Origin of the sequence: Hydrogenophaga sp. 2FB (assembly GCF_005503365.1) — a bacterium.
Classification (GTDB): Bacteria; Pseudomonadota; Gammaproteobacteria; order Burkholderiales; family Burkholderiaceae_C; genus Hydrogenophaga.
Genome location: NZ_SCML01000025.1, coordinates 13653 through 39761, shown reverse-complemented (window position 1 = coordinate 39761; position 26109 = coordinate 13653). Strand labels below are relative to the sequence as shown.

Here is a 26109-nt window from a genome sequence, read left to right as displayed (position 1 = left end):
CCCTCTAAACAGGGCTCCAGGGGCTTGGTAGATTCCCCCTCGTAGACGCAACAACAACGGAGACACCGCCAATGACCCAAGTCGCGCCCGAACTGCTGGCCCTGCAACGCCTGTACCACTGGGAAAAGACCGCACCGAACCGTGTGGCCCTCACGCAGCCCATGGGCGGTGGCGCCGTGCAGGACTTCACCTGGGGCCAGATCGGTGACCAGGTTCGGCGCATGGCGTCCTATTTGCAATCGCAGGGTTGGCCACCGGGCTCCAAGGTCGCGATCCTTTCGAAAAACTGCGCCTGGTGGATGATGAGCGACCTGGCCATCTGGATGGCTGGCCACGTCTCCGTGCCGCTGTACCCCACGCTCGCGGCCGAAACCGTGCGCCAGATCCTCACGCACAGCGAAGCCAGGGCCTGTTTCGTCGGCAAGCTCGACGGCTGGGAAGGAATGAAACCCGGCGTGCCCGCCGGCATGCCCTGCATCAGCTACGCGTTGTCGCCGCTGGACGCGCTGCACGCGTACGAAGGCTGGGACACGATCTGCGGCCACCACGAACCCCTGCAAGGCGAACCACCGCGCGCCGCCGACGAACTCGCCACGCTGATCTACACCTCGGGCACCACCGGCATGCCCAAGGGCGTGATGCACAGCTTCGGCAATTTCGCATGGGCGCTGGACTCGGGCCTCAAGCGCATCCCCATGTCGGGCGAAGACCGCATGCTCTCCTACCTGCCACTGGCCCACGTGGTCGAGCGCATGCTGGTCGAGCACGGCTGGCTGCGCACCGGCATGCACGTGTACTTCGCCGAGTCGCTCGACACCTTTGCCGCCGACCTGCAGCGCGCGCGCCCGACCATCTTCTTCTCGGTGCCGCGCCTGTGGGTCAAGTTCCAGCAGGGCATTCACCACAAGATGCCGCCGGCCAAACTCAACCGCCTGCTGCGCATCCCCATCCTGGGCGGCATCGTGCGCAAGAAGGTGATGAAGGCGCTCGGCCTGGACCAATGCAAGTTCGCCGCGGGCGGCGCCGCGCCCATGCCGCTGGCCCTGCTGCAGTGGTACAGCCAACTCGGCCTGCACATCAACGAAGGCTACGGCATGACCGAGAACCTCGCGCTCTCGCACATCACCGAACCCGGCAAGAACCAGCAAGGCACCGTGGGACCGGTGTATGCCGGCGTGCAGCAGCGCCTGGACCCGGAGACCGGTGAGGTGCAGATGCACAGCCAGGCGCTGATGCAGGGCTACTACAAGGAGCCCGAGAAAAGCCGCGAGGCCTTCACCGAGGACGGCTGGCTCAAGACCGGCGACAAGGGCACGATCGACAAGCAGGGCCTGCTGCGCATCACCGGGCGCGTGAAGGACCTGTTCAAGACCGGCAAGGGCAAGTACGTCGCGCCCGCGCCGATCGAAGACCGGCTCGTCATGCACGAGGCGGTGGAAGCCTGCGTGGTGACCGGCGCCAACCTCGGCCAACCGCTGGGCATCGTGATGCTCAACCCCGACGCGGTCGCGCGCATCGCGTCCAGCGCCAGCGCGCGCGGCGAGCTCGAAGCCTCACTGGCCGCGCACCTCAAGTCGATCAATGCCACGCTCGATCCGCACGAACAGCTGCAGTGCATCGTGGTCGTCACCAGCGCCTGGACGGTGGACAACGACATCATCACGCCGACCTTCAAGGTCAAGCGCAACCGCATCGAAGACCTGTACGCGCGGCACTACGAAACCTGGGAAGCGTCGGGCAAAAAAATCATCTGGGCCGCATAGGCCCACCCCCGCCGCGCTGCGCGCGTCCCCCTCAAGGGGGCGCACGCTGGGACCGGCGAAGCCGGATCCTCGCGAGCCCTGGATATTGACCTCGCGTGCTGAGCACGCATGTCATCACGCCGCCACTCTCATTAGCGGGTCGCTAACATAGCGGCCATGCACATCCTCCTCACCGGCGCGGCCGGCTTCATCGGCGCGCACACCGCCCAGCGCCTGCTCGCGCGGGGCGACACGGTGCTCGGCATCGACAGCCTCAACGACTACTACGACGTCGCCCTCAAGCGGGCGCGTCTGGCACCGCTGTTGCAGCAGCCGGGTTTTGCGTTCGAACAGGTGGACGTGGCCGACCGGGAAGGCATGGCGAAGCTCTTCGCCACGCACCGCTTCGATGCGGTGATCCACCTCGCGGCGCAGGCCGGCGTGCGTTACTCGATCACGCACCCGATGGCGTATCTCGACAGCAACCTCGCCGGCTTCGGCCACATCCTTGAAGGCTGTCGCGCACAGAAGCCCAGGCACCTGGTTTACGCGTCCAGCTCCAGCGTGTACGGCGGCAACACCAAGATGCCGTTCGAGGAAACCGATGCGGTGGACCACCCGGTGAGCCTGTACGCCGCCACCAAGAAGGCCAACGAGCTGATGGCCCACACCTACAGCCACCTCTACGGCCTGCCCACCACCGGCCTGCGCTTCTTCACCGTGTACGGCCCCTGGGGCCGGCCCGACATGGCCTACTTCAGCTTCACCCGCGCGGTGCTCGAAGGCCGGCCGATCCAGGTGTTCAACCACGGCCAGATGAAGCGCGACTTCACCTACATCGACGACATCGTCGAAGGCGTGCTGCGCGTGCTGGACAAGCCCGCCACGCCGGAAACGGCCGGCGGTGCGCCGTACCGCATCTTCAACATCGGCAACAACGATCCGGTGCCCTTGATGGACTTCATCGGCTGCATCGAAAACGCGCTGGGCAAGGAAGCGGTCAAGGAATTCCTGCCCATGCAGGACGGCGATGTGCCCGCCACCTATGCGAGCACCGACGCCCTGCACCGCTGGGTCGGCTTCGCGCCGTCCACGCCACTGAAAGACGGCATCGAGCGCTTCGTGCGCTGGTACCGCGACTACCACCGGGCCTGAACGCGCCCGGTCGGCGGCGCATCACGCCATCGTCGCGACCACGCGATCGAGCACACCTTCGCTGCCCTGCTCGCACAGGCGCAGCACCACCTCGAAGCCCGCGGCATTGCCGTAGTACGGGTCGGGCACCTCGTCCGAGCCGCCCTGGCCGGCGTAGGCCAGAAAGAGGTGCAGCTTGTGCTGGTGCGCCGGTGGGCACTGCTGCTGCAAGCGCGCGAGGTTGTCGCGGTCCATCGCGAGGATGAGGTCGAAGCGCTCGAAGTCCTGGTCCAGCACGCGGCGGGCGCGCACCCGCTCGATGTGCGGATAGCCACGCGCCAGCGCGAGCGTGACGGCGCGGCGATCGGCCTTCTCACCCTTGTGACCGGCGTAGGTGCCGGCCGAGTCGACCTCGATCAGGCGGGCCAGCTGGCGGCGCGCGATGTGGGCGTGCATCACGCCACAGGCCGTGGGCGAGCGACAGATGTTGCCCATGCAGACAAGAAGGATGCGGAACATGGTGCGAGCCTAACAAAGACAAAGCCCGCCAGAGGCGGGCCTTGCGGGAGACACCGAGCGGCGCTCGGGTCAGATCAGGTAGCTGTCCAGGCTCTTGCCCGACGCCAGCACCTCGCGCACCCACTCGGGCTTGCGGCCGGGGCCACCGGCCCAGAGTTCGCCATTCGGACCGCGGTACTTGGCGGCGGCACCGGATTTGGATTTGCCGACCTTCTTGCCGCCCGCCGCGCCGCCCAGATCGGCGGCGGTGATGCCGAATTGCTTCATTTTGGCTTTGATGTCGGCAATAACGGAAGACAGTTCGTCCTTGCGGGCCTGTTCGGCCTGCGCCATCAGTTTCTGAGCTTGCGCCATGAGTTCGGAATAACTTGCCATTTTCAACTCGTCCTTTTATGTATTGGATCTATGCGGTCAATCGGGCCCAGCCAACGAACCAGGCGCCCTATTCTATTCACCAGACGCCCATCGCTGGAGCTCCGTTGGCAATTCGGTCTGAAGCTCGAGTGGCGATTTGGTGACAGGATGTGTCAATTTCAAGCGCCAGGCGTGCAGAAACATGCGCTTCAAACCAGCCTTGCCCAATTGCCGGTTGAGTTCGAAATCACCGTATTTGTCGTCGCCGGCAATCGGATAACCGGCGCTGGCCAGATGAACGCGAATCTGGTGGGTACGGCCGGTCTTGATGGTGACCTCCAGCAAGCTGAACCCCTCGGGTGCGCTGGCCGCCATGCCGGACGGCGCAACCACGCGCCGCGCGACCTTCACCAACGTGACCGATCGCATGCCGTCCGGATCGTCGGCGGAGGTCACCTTTACCCGTCGCTCACCATCAGGTAATAGGTATTTGTGCAGGGGTTGATCCAGAACCTTCAAACGCGTTGGCCATGCGCCTTTGACCAATGCCAGATAGGTTTTGCCGGTTTCGCGTTCGCGGAATTGGTCCTGCAATGCCTTCAATGCGCTCTTTTTTTTGGCAATCAGCAACAAGCCGCTGGTTTCACGATCGAGGCGGTGCACCAATTCGAGCAATCGCGCCTGCGGGCGGGCCTGGCGCATTTGCTCAATCACGCCAAAGCTCACACCACTGCCGCCGTGCACGGCCACGCCCGCGGGTTTATCAATCGCCAGGAAGGCATCGTCTTCGAACACGATCGGAAATTCGCGCGCCGGCGCCGGATTGGCGGCTTTCTCCTCGATCCGCTCGGACAACCGGATCGGCGGAATGCGCAACACGTCGCCCGGCGCCACGCGGTCATCGGCGCCCACCCGGCCTTTGTTGCGGCGCACTTCGCCCGAACGAATGATGCGGTAGATGTGGGATTTGGGCACGCCCTTGAGCGTGCGGATGAGGAAGTTGTCCAACCGCTGCCCCGCCGACTCTTCGTCAACCGTGATGTGTCGGACTTCCCCGGGATTCGGGCTGCTGGGCATGGCTGAGAATTGGGCCGCCACGGGGGGCGGGGAGCTGACTATAATGCGCCACACCCGTGGTGTGCCGTAAGTGATTGATTTGCCTTGAGTTTAAGGTAGTCACCCAAGGCAGGGACCGCAGCTTGCGAGGCAAGGCGTCCACCGCGGGTTGGTTGCCAACCCGCAGTACCCGGGGCTGGTGCCGAAGGCCCGGAACATTCCACCGCGAATCCGGGCGTGGCAGCAGACCGGTGGACACTGTGGGCGAATCCGCAGAAGCCTACGAACCCGAATACGGAATACCCCAATCGTCCAGCCCGCGCAATGTGGCTGGACGAGGACAAAGTGAAACCAGAGCGAGACAACCCAGAACCATGTCGATGACAGCCGTCTGGCCCTTCCTGTTCACCCACCTCCACGCGCCTACGCCCTGACCTGGCGGTTCGACGCGGCACCTCGGTGTCCGCCTCTGTGTTGAACGCCTCCCCCGAACCGCGGGTCAACGGCTCTCCGGCAATTCCTCCCACCCGTTCGCGCTTTCCGCTGGTTCACGGCAGGTCGGCGTCCGGGCCATTGGCTCGGGCGTCCTTGTGTTTGAACGAAGGAAACGCATCATGAAACGCATGCTGATCAATGCCACGCAGGCCGAAGAGCGCCGCCTGGCCATCGTTGACGGGCAAAAACTGCTCGACTACGAAATCGAAATCGAAGGGCGCGAACAGCGCAAAGGCAACATCTACAAAGCGGTGGTCACCCGCGTGGAGCCTTCGCTGGAGGCCTGCTTCGTCGACTATGGCGAAGACCGCCACGGCTTCCTGCCGTTCAAGGAAATCTCGCGCCAGTATTTCGCGGCCGGCGTGCCGGTCAACCAGGCGCGCATCAACGACGTGATCAAGGAAGGCCAGGAACTGCTGGTCCAGGTCGAGAAAGAAGAACGCGGCAACAAGGGCGCGGCCCTCACCACCTTCGTGAGCCTGGCCGGCCGCTACGTGGTGCTGATGCCCAACAACCCGCGCGGCGGCGGCGTGAGCCGGCGCATCGAAGGCGAAGACCGCCAGGAACTCAAGCAGGCGCTTGACCAGCTCGAATACCCCAACGGCATGAGCATCATCGCGCGCACCGCCGGCATCGGCCGCGACGCGCCCGAGCTGCAGTGGGACCTGAACTACCTGCTCAAGCTGTGGAACGCCATCGACGGCGCGGCCAAGGGTGGCAAGGGCGCGTACCTGATCTACCAGGAGTCGAGCCTGGTGATCCGCGCGATCCGCGACTACTTCAACAGCGACATCGGCGAGATCCTGATCGACACCGACGACATCTTTGAACAGGCGCACCAGTTCATGAGCCACGTGATGCCCGAGCACGGGCACCGCGTGAAGCGCTACCGCGACGACGCGCCGCTGTTCTCGCGCTTCCAGATCGAACACCAGATCGAAACCGCCTACAGCCGCACGGTGAACCTGCCCTCGGGCGGTGCCATCGTGATCGACCAAACCGAAGCGCTGGTGGCGGTGGACGTGAACTCCGCGCGCGCCATCAAGGGCGGCGACATCGAAGAAACCGCGACCCGCACCAACCTGGAAGCCGCCGACGAAGTGGCGCGCCAGGCGCGCCTGCGCGATCTGGGCGGCCTGGTGGTGATCGACTTCATCGACATGGAAGAGTCGAAGAACCGCCGCGAAGTGGAAAACCGCCTGCGCGACGCGCTGCGCCAGGACCGCGCGCGCGTGCAGTTCGGCGCCATCAGCAAGTTCGGCCTGCTCGAAATGAGCCGCCAACGCCTGAAGCCCGCGCTCAACGAAGGCGCGTCCATTCCCTGCCCGCGCTGCGGTGGCTCGGGCCACATCCGCGACACCGAAAGCTCGGCGCTGCAGATCCTGCGCATCATCCAGGAAGAGTCGCTCAAGGACAGCACGGCCGCCGTGCTGGTGCAGGTGCCGGTTGAAGTGGCCAGCTTCCTGCTGAACGAAAAGCGCACCGAGATCACCAAGATCGAACTCAAGCAGCGCATCAACGTGCTGCTCGTGCCCAACAAGTCGCTCGACACGCCCAACTACAAGCTCGAGCGCCTCAAGCACGACGACCCGCGCCTGGACAACCTCGACGCGAGCTACAAGCTGGCCGACGAGGTGGACGACGTGGCCAGCTTCACGCGCCGCAGCCAGGAGCGCACCAACAAGCAGGAGCCGGTGATCAAGGGCGTGCTGCCCGATGGCCCGGCTCCCGTCGCCGCACCGCGCGCCGAAACGCCCGCTCCCGTTGCAGCGTCCGCCGCAACCGCTGCGCCCGCGGCCAAGCGCGCACCGGCGGCGCCCGCCCCGGCAGAAAAAGGCTTCTTCGGTTGGCTCAAGAGCCTCTTCGTCTCGGAGCCCGCACCCGCCAAGCCCGCGGCGGAAACGCCTGTGCAGAGCAAGCCCGCCGGTGCCCGCGAGGAACGCGCCGACGGTGGCCGTCGCGATGGTGGCCGTGGCCGTGGCGGTCGTGACCGCGACGCACGGGGTTCGCGCGAAGGCCGTGAAGGTGGTGGCCGCAACGGTGGCCGCGGTGGCGAAGGCCGCTCGACCGAAGCCCGCGCCGAAGGCACCCGCGTGGAAGGCCGTGGCGAAGGCCGCAACGAGCCACGCGGTGAAGGCCGCCGAGGCGGTGAAGGTCGCGGTGAAAACCGGGGTGAAGGCCGCAACGAACCGCGCGGCGAGGGTCGCAATGAGCCGCGCGGCGAAGGCCGCCAGCGCAACGACAACCGCCGCGAAGGTGGTCGCCGCGATGCCGCGCCCGTCGACAGCGCCGCCAACGCCCTGCCCCAGGGTGTCGCTGCGCTGGGCGACACGCCCGAGACCGCGGAAGGCCAACGCCGTGAACGCGAGCGCGACCGCCGCCCCCGTGGTGACCGTGGCGAGAACCGCCGCCGCCCGGCGGACGCTGAGGGCACCGACGCCCCACGCGCCGACAACGCCGAGGCCGCGGCGCCCAACCTGAGCAACGAGGGTGGTGCGAACACCGCTACCGAAGCGCCGCGCGAAGGTGATGCGCCCGAGAACGGCGCGCCGCGTGGCAACCGCGAACGCCGCAGCCGCGACCGCTACGGCCGTGACCGCCGCGAACGCGGCCCGCGCGAAGGCGTGGCCGAAGGCGAGGAAGCCGCAGCACCCCAAGCCGATGGCATGGCCGCAACGGCAGCCACCGAAACCGCCGCGCCTGCGTCCGAGCCTGCCGACGTGTCGGCCTACGAAGCCCCGGTGCGCAGCTACTTCAGCATGCCCACGGAGCCGGCGGTGAACGAAGCGCCCGCGACCGCGACGCCCGAACCTGCAGCGCCTGTGGCCGCTGCCGAGCCGGCACCGGTTGCACCGGTGATCGCTGTCGCAGCGCCCGTGGCGGCCCCAGCTGCGCCCGTGGCCGCTCCGGTGGCACCGCGCGCACAGGAGCGCGCTCCTGCCGCGCCAGTGGCAGCAGCGCCCGTCGCTGCCGCTGCGCCCGTCCGCGGCCTGCCCAAGGTGCAGCCGTATGCCCTGTCCATCAACGACATGAACCAGGTCGCGCAGGCCAGCGGGCTCGAGTGGGTGAACTCCAATGCCGAGAAGGTCGCCCAGGCGCAGGCCGCCATCGCCGCCGAACCCAAGCCGGTGCACGTGCCACGCGAGCCCAAGCCCGCCGTGGTGCTGGACGACGGCCCCCTGGTACTGGTGGAGACGCGCAAGGATCTGCGCGACATGAAGCTGCCTTTCGAGAACACCTGACACACCCACCGGCCTGCGGGCCGGTGATCAGGTGCTCATCGAGCGCCCACAAAAAAGCCGGTCGGACCCCAAGTCCGATCGGCTTTTTTTCGCGCCTGGGCGCGCCGCGCCGCGCCGCCCTACTTCTGCGGCGACAAGACCACGCGGCAGCGCGACACGCGCTTCGCCGCGACGAGGGTCTTCTGCCACTCGTGCGAATGGCCGGGCTTGTTCTTGTGCGCATCCAGCGCGGCCTGGTCGCGCCAGAGCTCGGCCAGCAACAGGCGCCCGTCCGGTGGATCGGGCAAGGACAGTTCCATGCGCAGGCACCCCTCGTCCTCGCGGATGCATTCGTCGCATTCGTTCTGCATGCGCGCCTGCAACGCGTCCAGGCAGCCCGGCAGGGGCTCGTACTCGATGTAGATCGCGATCGCGCGCGTGTCGGCGTCGGGCGGGGTCGGTGGGGTCATGGCAGTCCTCGGTTGGGCCTGATCGCAATATAACCAAATTGAAAATTTTTTCAATAAATTATTGTTTTATTGAAATCACGTGGCTACACTGCGTCGCACCGACCCCTGAAAGCCGCGTTTGATGCCTGTCGCCACCCACCCGCAATCCGCCCCTGCCGTTGACGCCGACATCGGCGACCAGGACGAGTCGCAAGCGTTGCTGGCATTGGGTTTGCGTATTCGGGAGCTGCGCGGCATCAAGAAGATGACGCTCGCCGAACTGTCGCTCAAGAGCCGGGTTTCGGTGGGCATGTTGAGCCACATCGAGCGCGGGCAGAGTTCACCCTCATTGAAAACGCTCGAACGCATCCGCCTGGCGCTGGACGTGCCGCTGGCCAGCTTTTTCGAGCGCCCGGGGGCCCGCGGCGCGCACCAGCCCGCCTGGCTGGTGCGCGCGCCGCAACGCAGCGCGCTGGCGCTCGACAAGCTGGGCCTGGTGAAGGAACTGCTCTCGCCCGCCGGCGGCTCCGACCTTGAGGTGCTGATGCTGGTGATGGAGCCCGGCGGCGGTTCGGGCGCCGAGCCCTGGACGCGCAGCGGCGAGAAGGCCGGGCTGGTCCTCGAGGGCCGGTTCGAATTGAGCATCGGCGATGACACGCAGGTGCTGGAGCAGGGAGACAGTTTTCAGTTCGACAGCCGCCAACCGCACACGTTCCGCAACGTGTCCGACAAGGTGGCGCGGGTGGTCTGGATCATCAAGTCGGATGAGCCGGGCTGAGTCTTCACACCGTCTGGAAGGATTCACCGTGTTGCAGTTTCACCGTCTCCTCTCATCGCGCCTGGCCGCTGCCGGCTTCGCCACACTGGCGGCCTTCGCCGGGCCGTTCACGTCTGCGCAAGCGCAGGAATGGCCCACCAAACCGATCCGGATGATCATCCCGTTTCCGTCTGGCCAGACCAGCAGCGACGTGTTTGGCCGCGCCATGGCCGACAAGCTCAGCCGCGCACTGGGCCAACCGGTGGTGGTGGAAAACCGCCCCGGCGCCGGCGGCACATTGGGCGCCGACCAGGTGGTCAAGGCCGCGCCCGACGGCTACACGCTGCTGCTGGCCGCCAACGGCACCATCACCATCGCGCCCAGCGTGTATGGCGCGAAGATGCCGTTCAATCCGCAGACCGACCTGCAGCCGATCTCCATGTTCGCGCTGGTGCCCTACATGCTGGTGGCGCCGATGTCGGTGCCGGCGAAGACGTTGCCCGAATTCATCAAGCTGGCCAAGGCCGAACCGGGCGTGCTCAACTTCATGTCGTCCGGGAACGGCACCACGCCGCACCTGTGCGGCGAGTGGTTCAAGCGCCAGGCCGGACTCGACATGGCGCACGTGCCGTACAAGGGCGGCGCGGTGGCGGTGAGCGATCTGCTGGCCGGCCGCGTGCAGCTCTACTGTGCCGGCGGTCCCAGCACCGTCGGCTACTTGAAGGAAGGCAAGCTGCGCGCCCTGGGCCTCACCTCGGCCAAGCGCAGCCATGTGCTGCCAGATATCCCGACCCTGGCCGAGCAGGGCTTGAGCGGCATGGAGAACATCAATTCGTGGGTGGGCCTGCTGGCGCCGGCCAAGACGCCCCGCCCGATCGTCGACCGCCTCTACCGCGAGATCGCCAAGATCATGGCCACGCCCGAGATGCAGCAGCTGGTGAGCAGCCAGGCCGCCGAACCCATGGCACAGACGCCGGAAGAGTTCGCCGCACGCATCCGCGACGAGTCGGCCCAATGGGCCAACATCGTCAAGGTCACCGGCGCACGCGCCACCGACTGATCACCGACCCCTTCGCAGCAACAGAAAGAAAGAAGAGACACCCATGAGTGCCATCAAGCGTCATGAAAGCAGCCCCATCCTGAGCGACGCCGTCGAGCACGGCGGGCTGGTCTACCTGGCCGGCCAGGTGCCCGAAGACCTGAGCCAGGACATTCGCGGCCAGACCCGCGAAGTGCTGTCCGCCATCGATGCCCTGCTCGAGAAAGCGGGCAGCCACAAGTCGCGCATCCTGTCGGTGAACATCTGGCTGGCCGATATCCGCCAGCGCGAAGAGATGAACGAAGTCTGGAAGGCCTGGGCCGACCCGGCCCACCTGCCGGCGCGCGCCACGGTCGAGGCCAAGCTGGGCCATCCGCGCATGCTGGTCGAGATCATGCTGGTGGCGGCGAAGAACACCTGACACGAGCGCTGCGCGCCGCTCGGCATCCCTCGGCACCGAAGCGAGGGGGTTAGACTCGAGCCATGCTTCCTTCAACGACCACCGCCCTGTTTGCGAGCGCCTGTGCGCCTCGGGCGGTGCTTGTTCGTCCGCCGCAGGCCCGCACATGGGCACGCTGCCGCCACCTGACACTGGCCGCAGAATCCTGAGCCCGGCGACACCCCCACTTCCACGCACCTTCCTCGCCGGGCCCCTTTCAGGTGCCATTGCTTGCGCCGTTCGTTGCCCTAGGGCAGCGGCGCGCGCCATGGAAGCACACGGCGCCACCGAGCGCCGTGGCCATCCGCTCTCGATCCACCACACCGCCAACGCGAGGACACGGTACGCCCTGCCGCGCGAACGTGCGTTGACGTGCCGTGCGACGTCGCCTTGGCGTTGCGGCAGCCCCAACAGGAACATGCATTGATGTCGAACCTTGATCTGTGCGAGCACCTGCTCGCCATGCCCGATGCCGCGCGGCTGCGGCGCACCGGCGCGGTCCATTCCGCGCGGATGGTGTCGGTGTGGCCGCCACCGCAGGAGTAGCCCCATGGAACTCTCCAAGTCCTTTGTGAAAGCAAAGAATCCCTGTGCCGCCGGCCTGCGCTGGTTCCTGCGCCACCACCCCCAAGGCAACGACTACCAACCCCTGCTCGATGCGCTCGTGGCCGAGGGCCGCATCGACGATGCCTGCTGGCTGCTCGCCCAGTTTGGCCCCACCCAGGCCACGCTGCGGCTTGAACGTTTGAGTGCGGAAGCGATCGTGTTCGCGGGCGCGATCGAGGTCGCGCACGACATCGACGTCGGCACCGTGTTGCGTGCGGGCCGCGACATCCGCGCGGGCGGCTCGATTCGCGCAGGCAGTTCCGTGAACGCCGGCAACTCCGTCGCCGCGGGTGGCACGCTGGAAACCGCCACCCTGCAAGTGGGTGAGGACGCGTGGGCCAAGGCCATCGCGATCCCGGGCGCCATGCGCGTGGCGGGCCAGTTGCGTTGCACACGCGATCTGGTCTGTGGAGCCGACCTGGAGGTGGGTCACCAGGCCACGGTCGGCGGTGTGCTCGTCGTGGGCGGTGCGGTGCAGGTCGGCCGCAGCCTGCACGCGCGGGGCGAACTGCGTGCGGGCAGCACCATTCGCGTGGGCGATGGTTTGCTCGCCGGTGAATCGGTGGTCTGCGGCTCGCATCTCGACGCCGGTTGGGGCATCAAGGTCGGCGGCTCGCTGGCCACCGGTGGCGCGATCCGCGCGGGCGAGAGCATCACGGCGGATGGCGAGATCACGGCCGGCGAAGGCTATGGCGTCTTCGCGGGTCTGTGCGTGCAGCGCGAGGAATGGGCCACGTCCGCGCGCGTGAGCGCCAGTGCGGCGCCGGCGCAGCTGCTGAGCGGGCACTGGGTCGGGCCGGCGGGCTCTCTGGAGGCCTTCGCATGAGCACGGGCAAGACCCGAACCCATCGCGAAGACACAACGCCCTGTAACCTATGCCAGACACCATGCCCATATGCTTGCTCACCGAAAGCAATGCGAAAGGAACACCTCCCATGAAACGCTCGACATTCATCGCCCTCACCGCAGCCGCCTTGCTGGGCCTGACGGCCTGCAGTACCACCACCAACCCCTCTGCCAGCGCCATGACCGACTCGTCGCTCAACAAAACCTTGCAGGCCTTTCACTGGGATCTGGAAAAGGCGGACGACGCCAGCGGCCGCGCACTGCCGGCGTTCACCGCGCTCGCGCCGCAACGCGTGGTGCGCCTGAGCTTTGTCGGCGGTGAGAAGCCTTCGGAGCAGCGTGTGGTCGTGGACAAACTCTGCAACGCCATGGGCGCGGGCTACCAGCTCAAGGGCATGGACATCACGATCTCGCGCCCGGTGAGCACGATGATGGCCTGTGCCGACACCCGGCTGATGCAGCTGGAGCAAACCGTGGGCGCGCAACTCGGCCGCGCCACCCGCGTGCACCTGGCCCAGGACGCCAACCCTCCGCGCCTGATGCTGCAGTTCGATGACGGCAGCCGCTGGCACATGGTGGGCAAGGCCACGGCCGCCACCCAGTACGGCAGCGCGGGCGAAACCTTGTTCCTGGAAGTGGGGCCCGAGCTGAAGCCTTGCAGCCATGGCGTGATGCGCGGCGCGCAATGCATGCAGGTGCGCGAGGTGCAATACAACAGCGCGGGCATCAAGACCAGCACCGGCGAGTGGAGCCACTTCTACGGAATGATCGAAGGCTTTGCGCACGAACCCGGCATGCGCAACGTGCTGCGCGTCAAACGCTACACCCGCCAGAACCCGCCGGCCGATGCCTCGCGCTACGTCTACCAGCTGGACATGCGCGTGGAAACCGAGCGGGTCACGCCCCGATGAACCAGCCCTGACGGGCCGAGCGATCGGCACCGCCCCACCCGTACCGCTTGTGGGAGCACACCGCTCTTTCAGACTTTGGGCCGTTGACAGCATTCACCGCCCCGCCCTAAATTGGTTCGCCCAACGTTTGGATACAACTGTATCCAGACCAAGGTCGTCCTTGCGGGGCGATGCCCCCAACCCGCCCGGGCGCATCCAACAAGGGGGATAAGGGAAACGCAATGAACTTCAATGTGGGCGACGTTCTTTCGCCGCGGTACGACATGGTGCTCGTGGTGGCTTCTTACGTTATTTCGGTGCTCGGCTCCTTTGCGGCGTTGGCCCACACGAAGTATCTGTACCGTGCCGACGGCACCGTCAACCGGTCCATGGCCGCGGGCGCGGCGGTTGCGTTGGGTGGTGTGGGCATCTGGTCCATGCACTTCGTCGGCATGATGGGCTACCGGCTTCCGCTGCCGGTGGTGTACGACGGTTTCTGGACGCTGCTGTCGCTGTTGGCCGCCATCGTCATCGCCGGCATCGCGCTGATCCTCGCCGGCGGCGGCGGCAGGTTCAGCAAGCCGGGCTGGCTGGCGGGCAGCCTGCTTGCCGGCGTCGGGGTGTGCGTGATGCACTACATGGGCATGTACGCGATGAACCTGCGTGCCGACATGTCGCTGGACCTGCAGGTGGTGATGATCTCCTTTGCGATCGCGGTCACGGCGTCCGCCGCGGCCCTTTGGCTGGCGTTCCATGTGCGCAAGGTCTGGCATCGCGTGCTGGCCTCGCTGATCATGGGCCTGGCCGTTTGCGCCATGCACTACACCGGCATGCGGGCGGCGGAATTCATCTGCGTTGAAAGCAAGTCCCCGCCGGTGTGGGGCATCGGCGGCTTCTATCTTTCGCAAATGGTCTTCTCGGTGGTGGGCCTGGTGCTGGTGTACCTGATGTGGAACGTGCTCGCCCCTCGGGACATCAGCGCCTCAGGAAAGAAGGGCGCCAGCGCCGCGAACCGTGCGCGTCCCTCCCTGCAGAAATAAACACACCGACTGAGGCAGCGCGCTGACGTTCCCGCGTCAGCGCCGCCCGCACGGCGATGCCACGCCGCGAACGTGGCATGGATCTCGCTCTGGACATTGGACGTCCAACAACCCGCCCTTTTTTGGGGACGTCCAGACATCATGTCCGCCGACATCCAGCTCAGAAATGTTTCACGCCGCTTCGGCGCCACGGTGGCGCTCGAGGCGGTGAACCTCGACATCGCCGCCGGCCAGTTCATCGCACTGGTCGGGCCTTCGGGCTGCGGCAAGACCACGCTGCTGCGCATGGTCGCCGACCTGGACCAGCCCACCGGTGGCTCGGTGCTCATCGGCAGCCTGCCGCCCGCCACGGTGCGGCGCGCGCGCAAGCTCGGTCTGGTGTCACAACGCCCGGCCGTGCTGCCGTGGAAGCGCGCCATCGATGACGTCGAATTCACCCAGCAGGTGACCGGCCGCGCCGGGCTGCCCGCGCGCGGATTGCTGCGCGACTTTGGTCTCGCGGGGCATGAAGAGAAGATGCCGCACCACCTCTCGGGCGGCATGCTGCAACGCGTGAATTTCGCGTCGGCCATCGCGCACGACCCCGAGGTGCTGCTGATGGACGAGCCCTTCTCCGCGCTCGACGAAATGAAGCGCGAAGAGCTCGGCCTGTGGCTCGGCAGCGAGCTCGCCACGCGCCCCAAGACCGTACTGTTCGTGACGCACCACGTCGATGAAGCCGTGCTGCTGGCCGATCGCGTGATCGTGTTCTCGCCCGCACCGGGCCGCATCCTGGCCGACATCGCCGTGCCCTCGCCGCGCCCGCGCACGGCCGCGTTTCGCACCGACCCGCAATTCGTGGAACTCACCGACCGCATTCGCGGCCTGCTGTTTGGCCAATGGAGGGCTGCCGCATGAACGCCGCACGGCCGCCCGAAGACGTTCGCACCGCAGTGCAAAGCACGAAGGATTCCGAATGAACACGACCACCGTGAACACACCCGCCGTCGCGCCGGCACCCGCCGCGCGTGCGTTGCTGATGCGCGTGTTGAGGGTCGCCTCGCGCATCGGATTTCCGATCGTCTCCATCCTCGGCCTGTGGTACCTCGCCATCGCCTTTTCGGGCCTGCCCGAATTCGTGATCCCGCGCCCCACGCAGGTGCTCGCGGTGCTGACGAACGAGACCGACTTCGTCACGCAGCATCTGGTGGTCACGCTGCGCGCGGCGGCCATCGGCTTCGTGTTCGCCAACATCGTCGGCGTTGGCCTGGCGGTGCTGTTCACTTCGATGCCGGTGTTCAACCGCCTCCTGATGCCCGCAGCCATCACCCTGCGCAACGTGCCCTACGTGGCGCTGGCCTCGGTGCTCGTGCTGGCGGTGGGCGACGGGCTGTGGACCAAGGTAACCATCGTCACCATCGCCGGTTTCTTCCCGGTGCTGGTCAACACCCTGCGCGGCCTCAGGGCCGTGGACCCGGTGGTGCTGGACCGCATGCGCATTCTTGACGTGAGTCCCTGGAAGGTGTTCCTCAAGGTGCGCCTGCCGTACTCGGTGCCCTACATCCTGGCCGCGCAGGAGATCACGGGCAGCGCCAGCATCATCGTGGCGGTGGCGGCGGAGTGGATGATTTCTTCCGAGGGCCTGGGCTACGTGATCAACCGTGCCATGGCCCAGTACCGCGGCGACCAGGTGTACGCGGTGGCGCTTTTGGCCGCGGTGCTGTCGTATGCGATCTACGTGCTGGTGCAGGTGATCGGCGCGCGCATCAACTGGAGCGAACGCGCGCGCAACGGCGGTCCGTGAGGCGCGCCCTCTTTCTCATTCCATCTCCGCATTCCCACTTCCCTTTCTCAAGGACCAACACCATGCGTGCGCCGTTCACTCGACTCGTTCTCACTCTCGCCATCGGCGTTACCGCCTGGAGCAGCGCTGCCGCGCAGGCCCCGATGGAGGACATCCGCATCGCGCTCTCATGGCTGCGCAACGGCCAGTACGCGGCGCTCATGGTGGCCGACGCCAAGGGCTACTTCGCCGAAGAAGGCATCAAGGTCAGCTTCATCGACGGTGGCCCGGGCAAGAACCCGATCCCTACCGTGGGCGTGGGCCAGGCGCAGTTCGGCGTGATGGCGCAGTCGTTCATCATGTCGGCACGGCTGGCACCCTCGCCAGTGGACGTGGTGGCCATCGGCGCGCTGATCCAGGAACTGCCTTACGTGTACATCGGCCTCGGCAACCCCGGTGACCCGGATCCCACGCCCAAGGATCTCGAAGGCAAGCGCGTGGGCATCCAGGCCGACGGCGAGATGTTCATCAAAGCACTGGCCAAGCGCAACCACCTCGACCTGTCGAAGATCAAGGTCGAGACCGTGCTGGCCAACGCCGAGCCGTTGCTGGTCGGCAAGGTCGACTACTTCACCGGCCACCTGCACAACCAGACCTACCAGGTCGAGCTGGAGGCCGCCAAGGCCGATGCACCCGCGCACCTGAAGGGCAAAACATGGAAGGTGCTGCGTTTCTCGAAATACGGCGTGGCCTCGTACGGCGACACGCTCTTCACGAGCGGCAAGATGATCAAGGAAAAACCCGAGACCGTGCGCAAGGTGGTGCGCGCCGTGGCCAAGGGTTTGAAGTTCACCATCGACAACCCGGCCGAAGCGGTGAAGCTGGTCGACGCCTACCCGCAGCAGATCGAGCGCGCCGACAAGCTCGCGTGGCGCATGAAGGTGCAGAACCCCTTGAACCAGAGCGCCGACACCAAGGCGCGCGGCCTGCTGTGGATGGACCCCAAGGTGTGGGACGAGACCATGGCCTTCTACAAGGAATACGACCAGATCAAGTCGGTGGCACCCGCCGCCGAGATGATGACCAACGCCTTCAACCCGGGCATCAAGGCCAACTGAGCGAGCGAGACACCCCGCATGAGCACCACACCCACCGCCGCGCACGCGATCCCGACCATCGACATCTCGCCCCTCTTCGGCGACGACCTGGACGCGCGCCAGACCATCGCCCATGCCATGGGCCGCGCCGCCGAAACCTACGGCTTCATGAAGCTGGTCGGCCACGGCGTGCCGCCCGCGGTCATTGCCGACACCTTCGCCGCCGCCGAAGCCTTCTTCGGCCAGCGCGAAGAAGCCAAGGCGCCCTACCAGGAACGCAAGACCAACCGCGGCTTCCAGCCCATGTTCGACAACGCCAAGCCGGGCCAGAAGCCCAGCGGGCAGGAGGCGTTCAGCATGGGCCACCCGATTCCACCGGTGGACCCGGCCCTGCTCGACCTGCCGTTCTACGCGGCCACACCGTGGCCCGACGTGCCGCAGTTCCGCGCGCGCCTGGAGACCTGTTACCACGCCATGTTCCAGGTTGGGGAATCGGTGCTGCAGGCGTTCGCGCTGCACCTCGGTGCGCCGGCCGACTTCTTCGCGAACGTGTCGCGCAACACCTACTCCAACATGCGCGTGGTGCACTACCCGCCGCAGGAAGCCGTGCAGCACATCGCCGATGTCGGCGTGCGCGCGCACGAAGACCAGGGCCTGATCACGCTGCTGATCCAGGATATGAACGGCGGCCTCGAAGTGCTCGGGCCCGACCAGGACTGGCTGCCCGTGGTGCCCGACGAACAGGCCATCGTGCTCAACGTCGCCAAGCTGCTCACGCGCTGGAGCAACGGCCGCTTGAAGTCCGCCATGCACCGCGTGATCAACCGCTCGGGCCGCGAGCGCTATTCGATCCCGCTGTTCATCCACCCGAACTACCACCAGGTGATCGACCCGCGCGACTTCGCGCCCACAGGTGAGGCACCGCGCTTCGAACCCATCGTGGCCGGCGAGCAGGTCTACAAAAACTTTTCCGGGGAGCGCAAGTCGTGGGCCGAACTGACGTCCTGACCCTGCCCGACCGGCTGGCGCAAGACCTTCGGCGTCGCTTGTCAGAAGGCGAATGGACCACGGGCCAGGCGATCCCGGCAGAGACCGCGTTGGCCAGCGCCTATGCGGTGTCGCGCAACACCATCCGCGAAGCCATCAGCCGCCTGGTGACCGAAGGCCAGTTGCGCATCCAGCGCGGCATCGGCACCATCGTGCGCCCGCCGGCGGCACCGCAGGCACCGATGGGCATGGGCCACTTCGACTCGCTCACCGAGTCGATCAAGGAGCAGGGCCGCACACCGCGCATCGAACTCCACAAACTGGAGCGCCGCGAGGCCACGGCCGAAGAAGCGCAGAAGCTGGCCTTGCCCGACGGCGCGCGCGTGCTCTACACCGAGCGTGCGATCTACAGCGACGACGATTTGCTGAGCTATGGCTACGACCGCTACGTGGACAGCCTGTTCCCCGAGGTGATCGACGAGTTGCTGTTCTCGATGTCCTTCGTGGACATCTTCGAACGCCTGGGCGTGCGCACCGACCGCACCGAGGTGGAGTACCACGCGGTGCTCTCCAGCACCATCGGCTGGGGCCGCAGCAACCGCGCGCCGCAGCTCTACGTGTTGCTCGACCGCGTGCACTACGCGCAAGACCGGCCAGTCTTCCACGCGCAGACCTACTGCGTCGAAGGGCGCAACCGGATCTACACGAGCAGTTCGCGCTAAGCCTTCACGTACCCCAGCCCCCGGGAGATCTCGCTGGCCGCCGCGCACACCGCGGGCAGCACCGCGTCGCGCACCACCTCGTCGGTGAAGGCATGTGTCATGGCCGTGGCGTTGATGCCGGCGACCACGTGGCCCGTCGCGTCGAACACGGGCGCCGCGATGGAGCGCACGCCCAGGTGGAACTCCTGGTCGTTGAACACGACGCCATCGGCCCGCGCGCGCGCCAGCATCTGCCGAAAGGCCACCGGGTCGCTGGTCGAGTTGGCCGTCATTGCGGGAATGGGCCCGGTGCCCAGGATGGCGTCCACCGCTTCGGGTGCGAGATAGGCCAGCAGGATGCGCCCGATGGAGGTGGCGTATGCGGGCGTGCGCGAACCCACGTGGATGTTGATCGCGGTGGGCAAGGGAATGCGGGCGTTGGCCACGTAGACCAGTTCCTTGCCGTCCAGCAGCCCCATGTGCACCGACGCGTTGACGGTCGTGCGCAACTGGTTCAGCACGGGCTGCGCGAGTTCGATCATGGAAAGCCGGCTCAGGTAGGCGTACCCCAGCGACATGGTCAACGACGTGGGCCGGTAGCGCCGCCCCGGCTCCTCGCGGCTCAGGTACCCCAGACGCTCCAGCGTCTGCACATACCGGAAAGGCTTGGCGCGGTTCCAGCCCAGGCGCTGGGCGATGTCGGTCAAGGTGAGGCTGCCGTGCTCGGACTCGAACACCCGCAACACGGCCAGCCCCTGGGCCAGCGCCTCCACCCAATAAGGGCTTTTGTCGGCTTCGGCACTGTCCGGCCCGTCGGTCGCGGGCGGCGTCGGGGGCAAAGGGGTCTCGGGCGTGGGATTCATGGGCGGGGCGCAACGCCACAAAAGGCGGGGTGCCTCGGTTGCGCAGCGATTCTATGAAATCGACGCTGAAGCAGGCCAAAGGCGCTTTCATGCGCGCCAGATCAGGGTTTTTACCGATCTCTGTTGCCGTCTAAAAAATTTAGCATTCAAAACTAGATTTCGTATTCAAAACATTTTCAACAACATGACCTCTCCTCGCATTGCCATCATTGGCGCCGGCATCGGCGGCCTGTCGGCCGCTCTGGCCCTGAAACGCCTGCACATCACGCCCGTGGTTTTCGAGCAGGCGACCCGGTTCGGGCGCGTGGGCGCGGGCATCAACCTCACGCCCAATGCCGTGCGCGCGCTCGATGGCCTGGGCGTTGGCCAGGCCTTGCGCGCCACGGCCTTTCGCCCCACCCGGCGTGTCAGCCGCACCTGGGACAGCGGGGAGGTGACCTCCCACCTCGAAATGGGCGACGCCGGCGAGCGCCGGTATGGCGCGCCGCAACTCACGGTGCACCGCGCGGACCTGCTGTCGGCGCTGGAAGCGGCGGCCTCGGACGTCGAGGTCCACCTCGGCAGCCGGGTCCAGCACATTTCGCAGACCGACGAGCACGCCGAGCTGGTGCTCGACAACGGGCAAACCCACCGGTTCGACGCCATCGTGGGCGCCGACGGCATCCATTCCGCCGTGCGCGACAACCTGTTTGGCGCCGACCAGCCCATCTTCACCGGCCAGGTGGCGTTCCGTTCCATCGTCGACACGCAGCGGCTTGGCCACCTGGACCTGACGCCGACCACCAAGTGGTGGGGGCCGAACACCGCGAGCCAGATCTTCACCTTCCTGATCCACGGTGGGCGCGAGCTGTTCGTGTTCGCCACCGCACGGGAAGACAGCTGGCGCCACGAGTCGTGGTCGGTCAAGGGCACGCAGGAAGAACTGCTCGCGGCCTACGCGCAGTTCCACCCGGAGGTGCAGGACATCCTGCGCGGTTGCGAGGTGGTGCTCAAGACCGCGCTGTATGTGCGCGAGCCCATGGCGCAGTGGACGCAGGGCCGCGTCTCGTTGCTGGGCGACGCCTGCCACCCGATGTTGCCGTTCATGGCGCAGGGCGCGGCCATGGGCATCGAGGACGCCGTGGTGCTGGCGCGTTGCCTGGCCGACGGACCGGACTGCGCGTCCGCACTGCAGAGGTACGAAGCGCTGCGCAAGCCCCGCGCGAGCCAGATCCAGGTGGCCTCGGGCAAGAACGACTGGCTGCGCAACGACAACAACGCCGACAGCGTGTACGGCTACGACGCCTGGAGCACATCGCTCAACCCCGCCGATCAATCCTGTGCGGTCTGAAGCCCGCACATCCTGAAAGAGAGAGAGGTTCACATGCAACGACGTCAACTCCTGAGCGGTTCCGTGGCCGCGGCCACGCTGGCCATCGCGCCGGTTGCGCGCGCGCAAAACACTTTCCCATCCAGGCCGATCCGGCTGCTCGTCGGGTTCGCGCCAGGCGGCGCCACCGACGCCGCGTTCCGCGTGCTGGCCACCAACGCCAGCGCCATCCTGGGACAACCCGTCGTGGTGGACAACAAGCCGGGCGCGGGCATGGTCATCCCCGCCCAGCTCATGCAGACCGTGCCGGCCGACGGCTACACCATCGCGCAGGTGGCGGTTTCGGTGTTCCGCCAGCACTACCTGACGAAGACCAACTACGACCCGGTCAAGGACCTGAAATACATCATCGGCCTCGCCTCCTATCCCTTTGGCCTGGCGGTGCCGGCCACATCCGACATCAAGACGCTGGCGGACTACATCGCCTATGCCAAGGCGCACCCGGGTGAGATGACCTACGGCACGCCGGGCACGCTGTCGTCGCCCCATCTCACGATGGAAGACCTGGCCCAGCGCGCGGGCGTCAAGCTCACCCACGTTCCGTTTCCCGGCGGCGCCCAGGCCATGACGGCCGTGCGGGGCGGGCATGTGAAGTCGCTCGCCGACGGGCCCAGCTGGGCCAGCCTGGTCGAATCGGGTTCCTTGCGCCTGCTGGCGATGGCGGGCGAGACGCGCAGCCCACGCTTTCCCAACGTGCCCACCTTGAAGGAGCTGGGCTACCCCATCGTGCAGAACGCGCCGTTCGGCCTGGTCGCGCCGGGCGGCACGGACCCGGCCGTGGTCGAGCGTCTGCACAACGCCTTCAAGCAGGCCATGGACCAGGAGAGCTTCCGCGACGCGCTGCGCAAGTTCGACATCGATCCCCAATACATGAGCAGCAAGCAGTTCACCGCGTTCGCGCACGACATCACGCAGTCGGAACGGCCCATCATCGATCGCATCGGCCTGCAGCGGCCCTGATGGCCTCGCGCGGCGAATCGCCTTCATCCATCACAACACGAGGTGACCTCATGATTGCATTTCGTCGGCACGCGCTGCGCGTGCTCCAGGCCCTGTCGGCCGCGCTGTGTATGACGCTCGCGCAGCAAGCGACGGCCCAAGCCCTTCAGCCCCTGACCTTCACCGCCGGTGTCGGCACCGTGCCATCGACGGCACTGGTGGAACTGGTCACCCGGGAACAGGGGCTGTGGCAAAAGCAAGGACTGCAACCCACCACGCCGCCGCCCCTGGGTGGTGGGGACCGCCGCTCCTGGAACGCCGAAGAAGAAAACCACTCCGACGTGCGCTTGTATGGCCTGGGCGCGGCCATCAACTACATGAGCAAGGGCGTGGACTTCGTGGTCGTGGCCGACCTGGGCTTGCACGCCGAGTGGCACATGTGGTCCTTGTCCGATCGGCCCCTCAAAGCCGCGGACATCCGTGGCAAGCGCATCGCGGTCACCCAGATATCGGGCACGGACAAGCTCTACGCCGACCTCTTTCTCAAGTCCCTGGGCGTGGCCCCGAACGAGGTCGAATTTGTGCCGACCGGCGGGTTGCCGCAAAACTACCAGGCGCTCAACAACCGGCAAGCCGACATCTGGGTGACGACCGAACACGCGGCCGCCCTGCTCGAAAAGGAGGGACGGCTCTCCAGCGTGGTGAAGCTGTCGAACTTTCTGGGGCGTGACTGGGACCCGTACGTGATCCTGGCCAAGCGCGCCACGCTGCAACGCGATCCCGCGCTGGTCCAGCGCGCGGTGGCCGCGCTGCTGGAAGGGGCGCGCGATGCCGCACAGGCCCGCCCGGACCAGAACAGCCAGCGGCTGATGCAACGCTTCAATGTTGATGCGCCGACGGCGCAGCGGCTGCTGGCCACCGTGTCGTTCGAAAACCCTTCGGGGCGCATCCGCGTGCCCACCATCGAGAAGATGCGCCGCCACTACATCGAACAAGGGATCGTCAAAAGCGATGCGATCCCGTTGGGCCGGATCTACGACGAATCGGTGGTTCGGTAAAAATGGGAAGCCCCAGATCTTGCCAAATTTTGCCAAATTGCCTACGCTCGTGCCATGAGCACGATGAACATCTCTCTCCCCGACACCCTGAAGTCCTTTGTGGACGAGCAGGTCAGCGAGCGCGGCTACGGCACCAGCAGCGAGTATGTGCGCGAGTTGATTCGCAAGGATCAGGATCGCCTGCAACTGCGCGGCTTGCTGCTGGCAGGTGCGGCGTCCAACCCGACAGCGCCGGCTGATGCGGGCTATTTCGAAGGCCTGCGGAACCGGATGCACAGGGGTGCCAAAGCCCGCGCTCGGCGGTGAAGGCCAAGCCCGTCGTCCCGCGCGAGCAAGCGCTGCGGGATGTTGACGAAGCCATTGCCTACTACCTGGATGAACACGCCGAGCAGGCCGCATCGGGCTTCATCGACGCGCTGGAGAAAGCCTTCGCGCACATCGGCCGCCATCCGGCCACCGGCTCGCCGCGTTATGCCCACGAACTCAATCTGCCCGGCCTTCGCACCTGGCCGCTGACGCGATACCCGCAACGGGTGTTCTACGTCGAGCACCCGGACCACGTCGACGTGTGGCGCGTGCTGCACGGCCAGCGGGACATTCCCGCGTGGATGCAGGAGCCCGACGGCGTGTGACATCACGAAGACGCGGTCGCCCCCAACTGGAACACCGACACCGTCTTCACCAGCTCATCCGCCTGCTGACGCAGGCTGTGGGCCGCAGCGGACATTTCTTCCACGAGCGCGGCGTTCTGCTGCGTGGTCTGGTCCAGCTGCACCACCGCCTCGCCCACCTGGCTCACGCCCGCGCTCTGTTCGCCGCTGGCGGTGCTGATGTCGGACATGAGGCGCGACACCTTCTGAATGGAGGCGATCAGTTCCTGCATCGTATGGCCGGCTTCGTTCACCAGCACCGTGCCGTTGCCCACGCTCTGCACACTGCTGCCGATCAGGTCCTTGATCTCGCGCGCGGCCTGCGCCGACCGCGTGGCCAGGCTGCGCACCTCGCCGGCCACCACGGCGAAGCCACGGCCTTGTTCACCCGCGCGCGCCGCCTCGACGGCCGCGTTGAGCGCGAGGATGTTGGTCTGGAACGCGATGCCGTCGATGACGCCGATGATGTCGGCGATCTTGCGCGAGCCAGCGTCGATGTCCTGCATGGTGTCCACCACGCGCTGCACCGCCGCGCCGCCCTGCTCGGCCAGCGTCGTCGCCGAGCGCGCCAGTTGATCGGCCTCGCGCGCATGCCCGGAGTTCTGGCCCACGGCCGTGCCCAGCTGTTCCATGGAGGCGGCCGTTTCTTCCAGCGCGCTGGCCTGGTTTTCGGTGCGGCTGGAGAGGTCCTGGTTGCCCTGCGAAATCTCCGCGCTGGCCGTGGCCACCGCCTCGGCGCCGCGCCGCACGCGGCCGACCACGCCGGCCAGGTCCTTCTGCATCACCGCCAGTTGGGCCATCAGGCTGTGGGTGTCACCGGCCTTCACGGGCACCGGCTGGCCGAGGTCGCCCCGGGCCACGCGGGCGCTCACGGCCACGGCTTCGGCGGGTTCGCCGCCCAGCGGGCGCAGCACGAGGCGCTGCAAGGCCCAGAGCAAACCGAGCGACACCACGATGATCGACACCGCGCCCAGCAACGCGGCGGTGAGGTTGAGCTGGCGCACCTCGGCGAGGATGCGGTCCTGCGGCACGGTGGCCGCGAAGGCCCATGAAGAGTTGTCCTTGCCCACGCGGATCGGCACATAGATGCTGGTCACTTCGGTGTTCAATCCTTCGTGCTGGTAACGCACGCGCTGCGGCTGGTTCTCGCTCAGCGCGGTGCGCATGGCTTCCAGCTCGCCCGGCTTCGTCAAAGCCTGCCCCACGAGCGCGGCGTCGCGATCCCCCACATACACAGCGCCGTGCGAGAGCAGGCTCGCGTAACCGGTGTCGTAGATGCGGATCGCCTGCACCTTTTCCTGCAGGCTGGACAGCGGCAGGTCGATCCCCGCCACGCCCACGAACTGGCCGTTGACCACGATCGGCACCGAGGTGGTCGTGAGCAAGACTTCCTTGCCCGCCAGCATGTACTTGTAGGGCTCGATGAGCGCCTCCTTGCCGGTGCGCTTGGGCAACTGGTAGTAATCGCCCGGACCCGGCTTGTCGTAGTCCACCAGCGGTTCCACCACCACCGAGCCCGCGCCCCGGTTCCAGTAAGGGATGTAGCGCCCCGTGGCATCGTGGCCCGGCATGCCCACGTACTCGGCGTCGCGCCCGTCGAACGCATTGGGCTCCCACGCCACCCAGACGCCGAGGAACTGCGGCGAGCCTTCGAGCACGTTGCGGATCAAGGCATCGGCTTCGATGCGGTCGGCCTGTCCGGTGGATTTCAAGCCCGCCAGCGCCTGCGCCAGCGTGCGCGCGGCCGTCATGGTGGCGTTGAGTTCTGCGCCCACTTGCGCCGCATTGCGGGTCGCCAGTTCCTCGGCGTACATGAGGGCCGTGTTTTCCTGCAACTGGCCGGCCTGGCGCGTCAGCGACACCACGGTGACGGCAAAGCCGAGCAGCACCACGCCGACGACCAGCAGCAGCAATTGGGTGCGCAGGCTCATGCGGGCCAGAGACGGTTTTTTGGAGAGGGATTGGAGAGGGGACAACACGCAGCGCTTCTTTCTTCGTCCAGTGGGATGGGAGTGAGGAGTGAGTGCCTGACGAAGCCCGAGGGGCCGTGGGTCTGGCAATTTGTCTACACGGCGAATTTCCCACGCCGGCAAATT

General features: G+C 66.6%; 25 protein-coding genes. 19 read left to right on the top strand and 6 right to left on the bottom strand.

Annotated elements, in window-relative coordinates; translation table 11 throughout:
* Positions 1-71: 71 nt before the first annotated feature.
* Both FFS09_RS15915 and FFS09_RS15910 read left to right on the top strand, forming a co-directional pair.
* A complete protein-coding gene (locus tag FFS09_RS15915; protein ID WP_137919878.1) occupies positions 72-1763 on the top strand; it encodes an AMP-binding protein in 1692 nt (563 codons plus the stop codon).
* 156 nt (positions 1764-1919) lie between these two features.
* Entirely contained in the window at positions 1920-2897 is a 978-nt protein-coding gene (locus FFS09_RS15910; RefSeq protein ID WP_137919877.1) for an NAD-dependent epimerase, read from the top strand.
* Between the two features lie 21 nt (positions 2898-2918).
* Here FFS09_RS15910 and FFS09_RS15905 read toward each other — a convergent pair whose 3' ends face one another.
* From FFS09_RS15905 to FFS09_RS15895, 3 genes are all read right to left on the bottom strand, one after another.
* Positions 2919-3395: a low molecular weight protein-tyrosine-phosphatase gene (locus FFS09_RS15905; protein ID WP_137919876.1), complete on the bottom strand. Its 477-nt coding sequence runs from the start codon at positions 3393-3395 to the stop codon at positions 2919-2921.
* Between the two features lie 69 nt (positions 3396-3464).
* Positions 3465-3770 carry an H-NS histone family protein gene (locus FFS09_RS15900; protein WP_137919875.1) on the bottom strand — a complete coding sequence of 102 codons (306 nt, stop codon included), beginning with the start codon at positions 3768-3770 and terminating at the stop codon, positions 3465-3467.
* A gap of 72 nt (positions 3771-3842) precedes the next feature.
* A complete protein-coding gene (locus tag FFS09_RS15895) occupies positions 3843-4826 on the bottom strand; it encodes an RluA family pseudouridine synthase (RefSeq protein WP_137919874.1) in 984 nt (327 codons plus the stop codon).
* Between the two features lie 593 nt (positions 4827-5419).
* Here FFS09_RS15895 and FFS09_RS15890 point away from each other — a divergent pair.
* Positions 5420-8542: an Rne/Rng family ribonuclease gene (locus tag FFS09_RS15890; RefSeq protein ID WP_137919873.1), complete on the top strand. Its 3123-nt coding sequence runs from the start codon at positions 5420-5422 to the stop codon at positions 8540-8542.
* Between the two features lie 119 nt (positions 8543-8661).
* On the opposite strand, the gene FFS09_RS15885 is transcribed toward FFS09_RS15890, so the two are convergent.
* Positions 8662-8991, bottom strand: a complete 330-nt coding sequence (locus tag FFS09_RS15885) for a putative quinol monooxygenase (protein ID WP_137919872.1) — start codon at positions 8989-8991, stop codon at positions 8662-8664.
* 121 nt (positions 8992-9112) lie between these two features.
* Between FFS09_RS15885 and FFS09_RS15880 the strand changes: the two genes are divergently transcribed.
* From FFS09_RS15880 to FFS09_RS15830, 11 genes are all read left to right on the top strand, one after another.
* Positions 9113-9748, top strand: a complete 636-nt coding sequence (locus FFS09_RS15880; RefSeq protein ID WP_137919871.1) for a helix-turn-helix domain-containing protein — start codon at positions 9113-9115, stop codon at positions 9746-9748.
* Positions 9749-9776: 28 nt separating this feature from the next.
* On the top strand, positions 9777-10787 hold the full coding sequence (locus FFS09_RS15875; protein WP_171020053.1) for a Bug family tripartite tricarboxylate transporter substrate binding protein: 1011 nt from the start codon (positions 9777-9779) through the stop codon (positions 10785-10787).
* A gap of 43 nt (positions 10788-10830) precedes the next feature.
* Complete coding sequence (locus FFS09_RS15870) at positions 10831-11187, top strand: RidA family protein (protein ID WP_137919869.1); 357 nt, start codon at positions 10831-10833, stop codon at positions 11185-11187.
* A 568-nt stretch (positions 11188-11755) separates the two neighbouring features.
* Positions 11756-12637, top strand: a complete 882-nt coding sequence (locus FFS09_RS15865) for a DUF342 domain-containing protein (RefSeq protein ID WP_137919868.1) — start codon at positions 11756-11758, stop codon at positions 12635-12637.
* A gap of 109 nt (positions 12638-12746) precedes the next feature.
* Positions 12747-13568, top strand: coding sequence for a DUF4377 domain-containing protein (locus tag FFS09_RS15860; protein WP_171020052.1), 822 nt, complete (start codon positions 12747-12749; stop codon positions 13566-13568).
* Between the two features lie 221 nt (positions 13569-13789).
* Positions 13790-14587, top strand: coding sequence for an MHYT domain-containing protein (locus FFS09_RS15855; RefSeq protein ID WP_137919866.1), 798 nt, complete (start codon positions 13790-13792; stop codon positions 14585-14587).
* A 141-nt stretch (positions 14588-14728) separates the two neighbouring features.
* The gene (locus tag FFS09_RS15850; RefSeq protein ID WP_137919865.1) at positions 14729-15484 is read left to right on the top strand and encodes an ABC transporter ATP-binding protein; all 756 of its coding nucleotides are present in this window, start codon (positions 14729-14731) and stop codon (positions 15482-15484) included.
* 58 nt (positions 15485-15542) lie between these two features.
* On the top strand, positions 15543-16370 hold the full coding sequence (locus FFS09_RS15845; RefSeq protein ID WP_137919864.1) for an ABC transporter permease: 828 nt from the start codon (positions 15543-15545) through the stop codon (positions 16368-16370).
* A 62-nt stretch (positions 16371-16432) separates the two neighbouring features.
* The gene (locus tag FFS09_RS15840) at positions 16433-17467 is read left to right on the top strand and encodes an ABC transporter substrate-binding protein (RefSeq protein WP_137919863.1); all 1035 of its coding nucleotides are present in this window, start codon (positions 16433-16435) and stop codon (positions 17465-17467) included.
* A gap of 18 nt (positions 17468-17485) precedes the next feature.
* Positions 17486-18454: an isopenicillin N synthase family dioxygenase gene (locus FFS09_RS15835; RefSeq protein WP_137919862.1), complete on the top strand. Its 969-nt coding sequence runs from the start codon at positions 17486-17488 to the stop codon at positions 18452-18454.
* The gene (locus FFS09_RS15830) at positions 18433-19155 is read left to right on the top strand and encodes a GntR family transcriptional regulator (RefSeq protein WP_137919861.1); all 723 of its coding nucleotides are present in this window, start codon (positions 18433-18435) and stop codon (positions 19153-19155) included. Before FFS09_RS15835 ends, FFS09_RS15830 begins: the two co-directional genes overlap by 22 nt.
* On the opposite strand, the gene FFS09_RS15825 is transcribed toward FFS09_RS15830, so the two are convergent.
* Entirely contained in the window at positions 19152-19997 is an 846-nt protein-coding gene (locus tag FFS09_RS15825; RefSeq protein ID WP_137919860.1) for an IclR family transcriptional regulator, read from the bottom strand. The genes FFS09_RS15830 and FFS09_RS15825 overlap by 4 nt on opposite strands.
* A 184-nt stretch (positions 19998-20181) precedes the next feature.
* On the opposite strand from FFS09_RS15825, the gene FFS09_RS15820 reads away from it, so the two are divergent.
* The 5 genes from FFS09_RS15820 to FFS09_RS15800 are packed head-to-tail and all read left to right on the top strand — an operon-like array spanning position 20182 to position 23995.
* Positions 20182-21327: an FAD-dependent monooxygenase gene (locus FFS09_RS15820; protein ID WP_137919859.1), complete on the top strand. Its 1146-nt coding sequence runs from the start codon at positions 20182-20184 to the stop codon at positions 21325-21327.
* Positions 21328-21360: 33 nt separating this feature from the next.
* The gene (locus FFS09_RS15815; RefSeq protein ID WP_137919858.1) at positions 21361-22326 is read left to right on the top strand and encodes a Bug family tripartite tricarboxylate transporter substrate binding protein; all 966 of its coding nucleotides are present in this window, start codon (positions 21361-21363) and stop codon (positions 22324-22326) included.
* Positions 22327-22376: 50 nt separating this feature from the next.
* The gene (locus tag FFS09_RS15810; protein WP_171020051.1) at positions 22377-23363 is read left to right on the top strand and encodes an ABC transporter substrate-binding protein; all 987 of its coding nucleotides are present in this window, start codon (positions 22377-22379) and stop codon (positions 23361-23363) included.
* Positions 23364-23417: 54 nt separating this feature from the next.
* Positions 23418-23669: a ribbon-helix-helix domain-containing protein gene (locus tag FFS09_RS15805; RefSeq protein ID WP_137919856.1), complete on the top strand. Its 252-nt coding sequence runs from the start codon at positions 23418-23420 to the stop codon at positions 23667-23669.
* Positions 23666-23995 carry a type II toxin-antitoxin system RelE/ParE family toxin gene (locus tag FFS09_RS15800; protein WP_137919855.1) on the top strand — a complete coding sequence of 110 codons (330 nt, stop codon included), beginning with the start codon at positions 23666-23668 and terminating at the stop codon, positions 23993-23995. Before FFS09_RS15805 ends, FFS09_RS15800 begins: the two co-directional genes overlap by 4 nt.
* A 2-nt stretch (positions 23996-23997) precedes the next feature.
* On the opposite strand, the gene FFS09_RS31150 is transcribed toward FFS09_RS15800, so the two are convergent.
* A complete protein-coding gene (locus FFS09_RS31150) occupies positions 23998-25944 on the bottom strand; it encodes a methyl-accepting chemotaxis protein (protein WP_137919854.1) in 1947 nt (648 codons plus the stop codon).
* Positions 25945-26109: the final 165 nt, after the last annotated feature.

Bases quoted from the DNA above. Each gene is read 5' to 3' on its own strand.
- FFS09_RS15915 (WP_137919878.1), top strand. From the start codon at position 72: ATGACCCAAGTCGCGCCCGAACTGCTGGCCCTGCAACGCCTGTACCAC.
- FFS09_RS15910 (WP_137919877.1), top strand. From the start codon at position 1,920: ATGCACATCCTCCTCACCGGCGCGGCCGGCTTCATCGGCGCGCACACC.
- FFS09_RS15905 (WP_137919876.1), bottom strand. From the start codon at position 3,395: ATGTTCCGCATCCTTCTTGTCTGCATGGGCAACATCTGTCGCTCGCCC.
- FFS09_RS15900 (WP_137919875.1), bottom strand. From the start codon at position 3,770: ATGGCAAGTTATTCCGAACTCATGGCGCAAGCTCAGAAACTGATGGCG.
- FFS09_RS15895 (WP_137919874.1), bottom strand. From the start codon at position 4,826: ATGCCCAGCAGCCCGAATCCCGGGGAAGTCCGACACATCACGGTTGAC.
- FFS09_RS15890 (WP_137919873.1), top strand. From the start codon at position 5,420: ATGAAACGCATGCTGATCAATGCCACGCAGGCCGAAGAGCGCCGCCTG.
- FFS09_RS15885 (WP_137919872.1), bottom strand. From the start codon at position 8,991: ATGACCCCACCGACCCCGCCCGACGCCGACACGCGCGCGATCGCGATC.
- FFS09_RS15880 (WP_137919871.1), top strand. From the start codon at position 9,113: ATGCCTGTCGCCACCCACCCGCAATCCGCCCCTGCCGTTGACGCCGAC.
- FFS09_RS15870 (WP_137919869.1), top strand. From the start codon at position 10,831: ATGAGTGCCATCAAGCGTCATGAAAGCAGCCCCATCCTGAGCGACGCC.
- FFS09_RS15865 (WP_137919868.1), top strand. From the start codon at position 11,756: ATGGAACTCTCCAAGTCCTTTGTGAAAGCAAAGAATCCCTGTGCCGCC.
- FFS09_RS15860 (WP_171020052.1), top strand. From the start codon at position 12,747: ATGAAACGCTCGACATTCATCGCCCTCACCGCAGCCGCCTTGCTGGGC.
- FFS09_RS15855 (WP_137919866.1), top strand. From the start codon at position 13,790: ATGAACTTCAATGTGGGCGACGTTCTTTCGCCGCGGTACGACATGGTG.
- FFS09_RS15850 (WP_137919865.1), top strand. From the start codon at position 14,729: ATGTCCGCCGACATCCAGCTCAGAAATGTTTCACGCCGCTTCGGCGCC.
- FFS09_RS15845 (WP_137919864.1), top strand. From the start codon at position 15,543: ATGAACACGACCACCGTGAACACACCCGCCGTCGCGCCGGCACCCGCC.
- FFS09_RS15840 (WP_137919863.1), top strand. From the start codon at position 16,433: ATGCGTGCGCCGTTCACTCGACTCGTTCTCACTCTCGCCATCGGCGTT.
- FFS09_RS15835 (WP_137919862.1), top strand. From the start codon at position 17,486: ATGAGCACCACACCCACCGCCGCGCACGCGATCCCGACCATCGACATC.
- FFS09_RS15825 (WP_137919860.1), bottom strand. From the start codon at position 19,997: ATGAATCCCACGCCCGAGACCCCTTTGCCCCCGACGCCGCCCGCGACC.
- FFS09_RS15820 (WP_137919859.1), top strand. From the start codon at position 20,182: ATGACCTCTCCTCGCATTGCCATCATTGGCGCCGGCATCGGCGGCCTG.
- FFS09_RS15815 (WP_137919858.1), top strand. From the start codon at position 21,361: ATGCAACGACGTCAACTCCTGAGCGGTTCCGTGGCCGCGGCCACGCTG.
- FFS09_RS15810 (WP_171020051.1), top strand. From the start codon at position 22,377: ATGATTGCATTTCGTCGGCACGCGCTGCGCGTGCTCCAGGCCCTGTCG.
- FFS09_RS15805 (WP_137919856.1), top strand. From the start codon at position 23,418: ATGAGCACGATGAACATCTCTCTCCCCGACACCCTGAAGTCCTTTGTG.
- FFS09_RS31150 (WP_137919854.1), bottom strand. From the start codon at position 25,944: ATGAGCCTGCGCACCCAATTGCTGCTGCTGGTCGTCGGCGTGGTGCTG.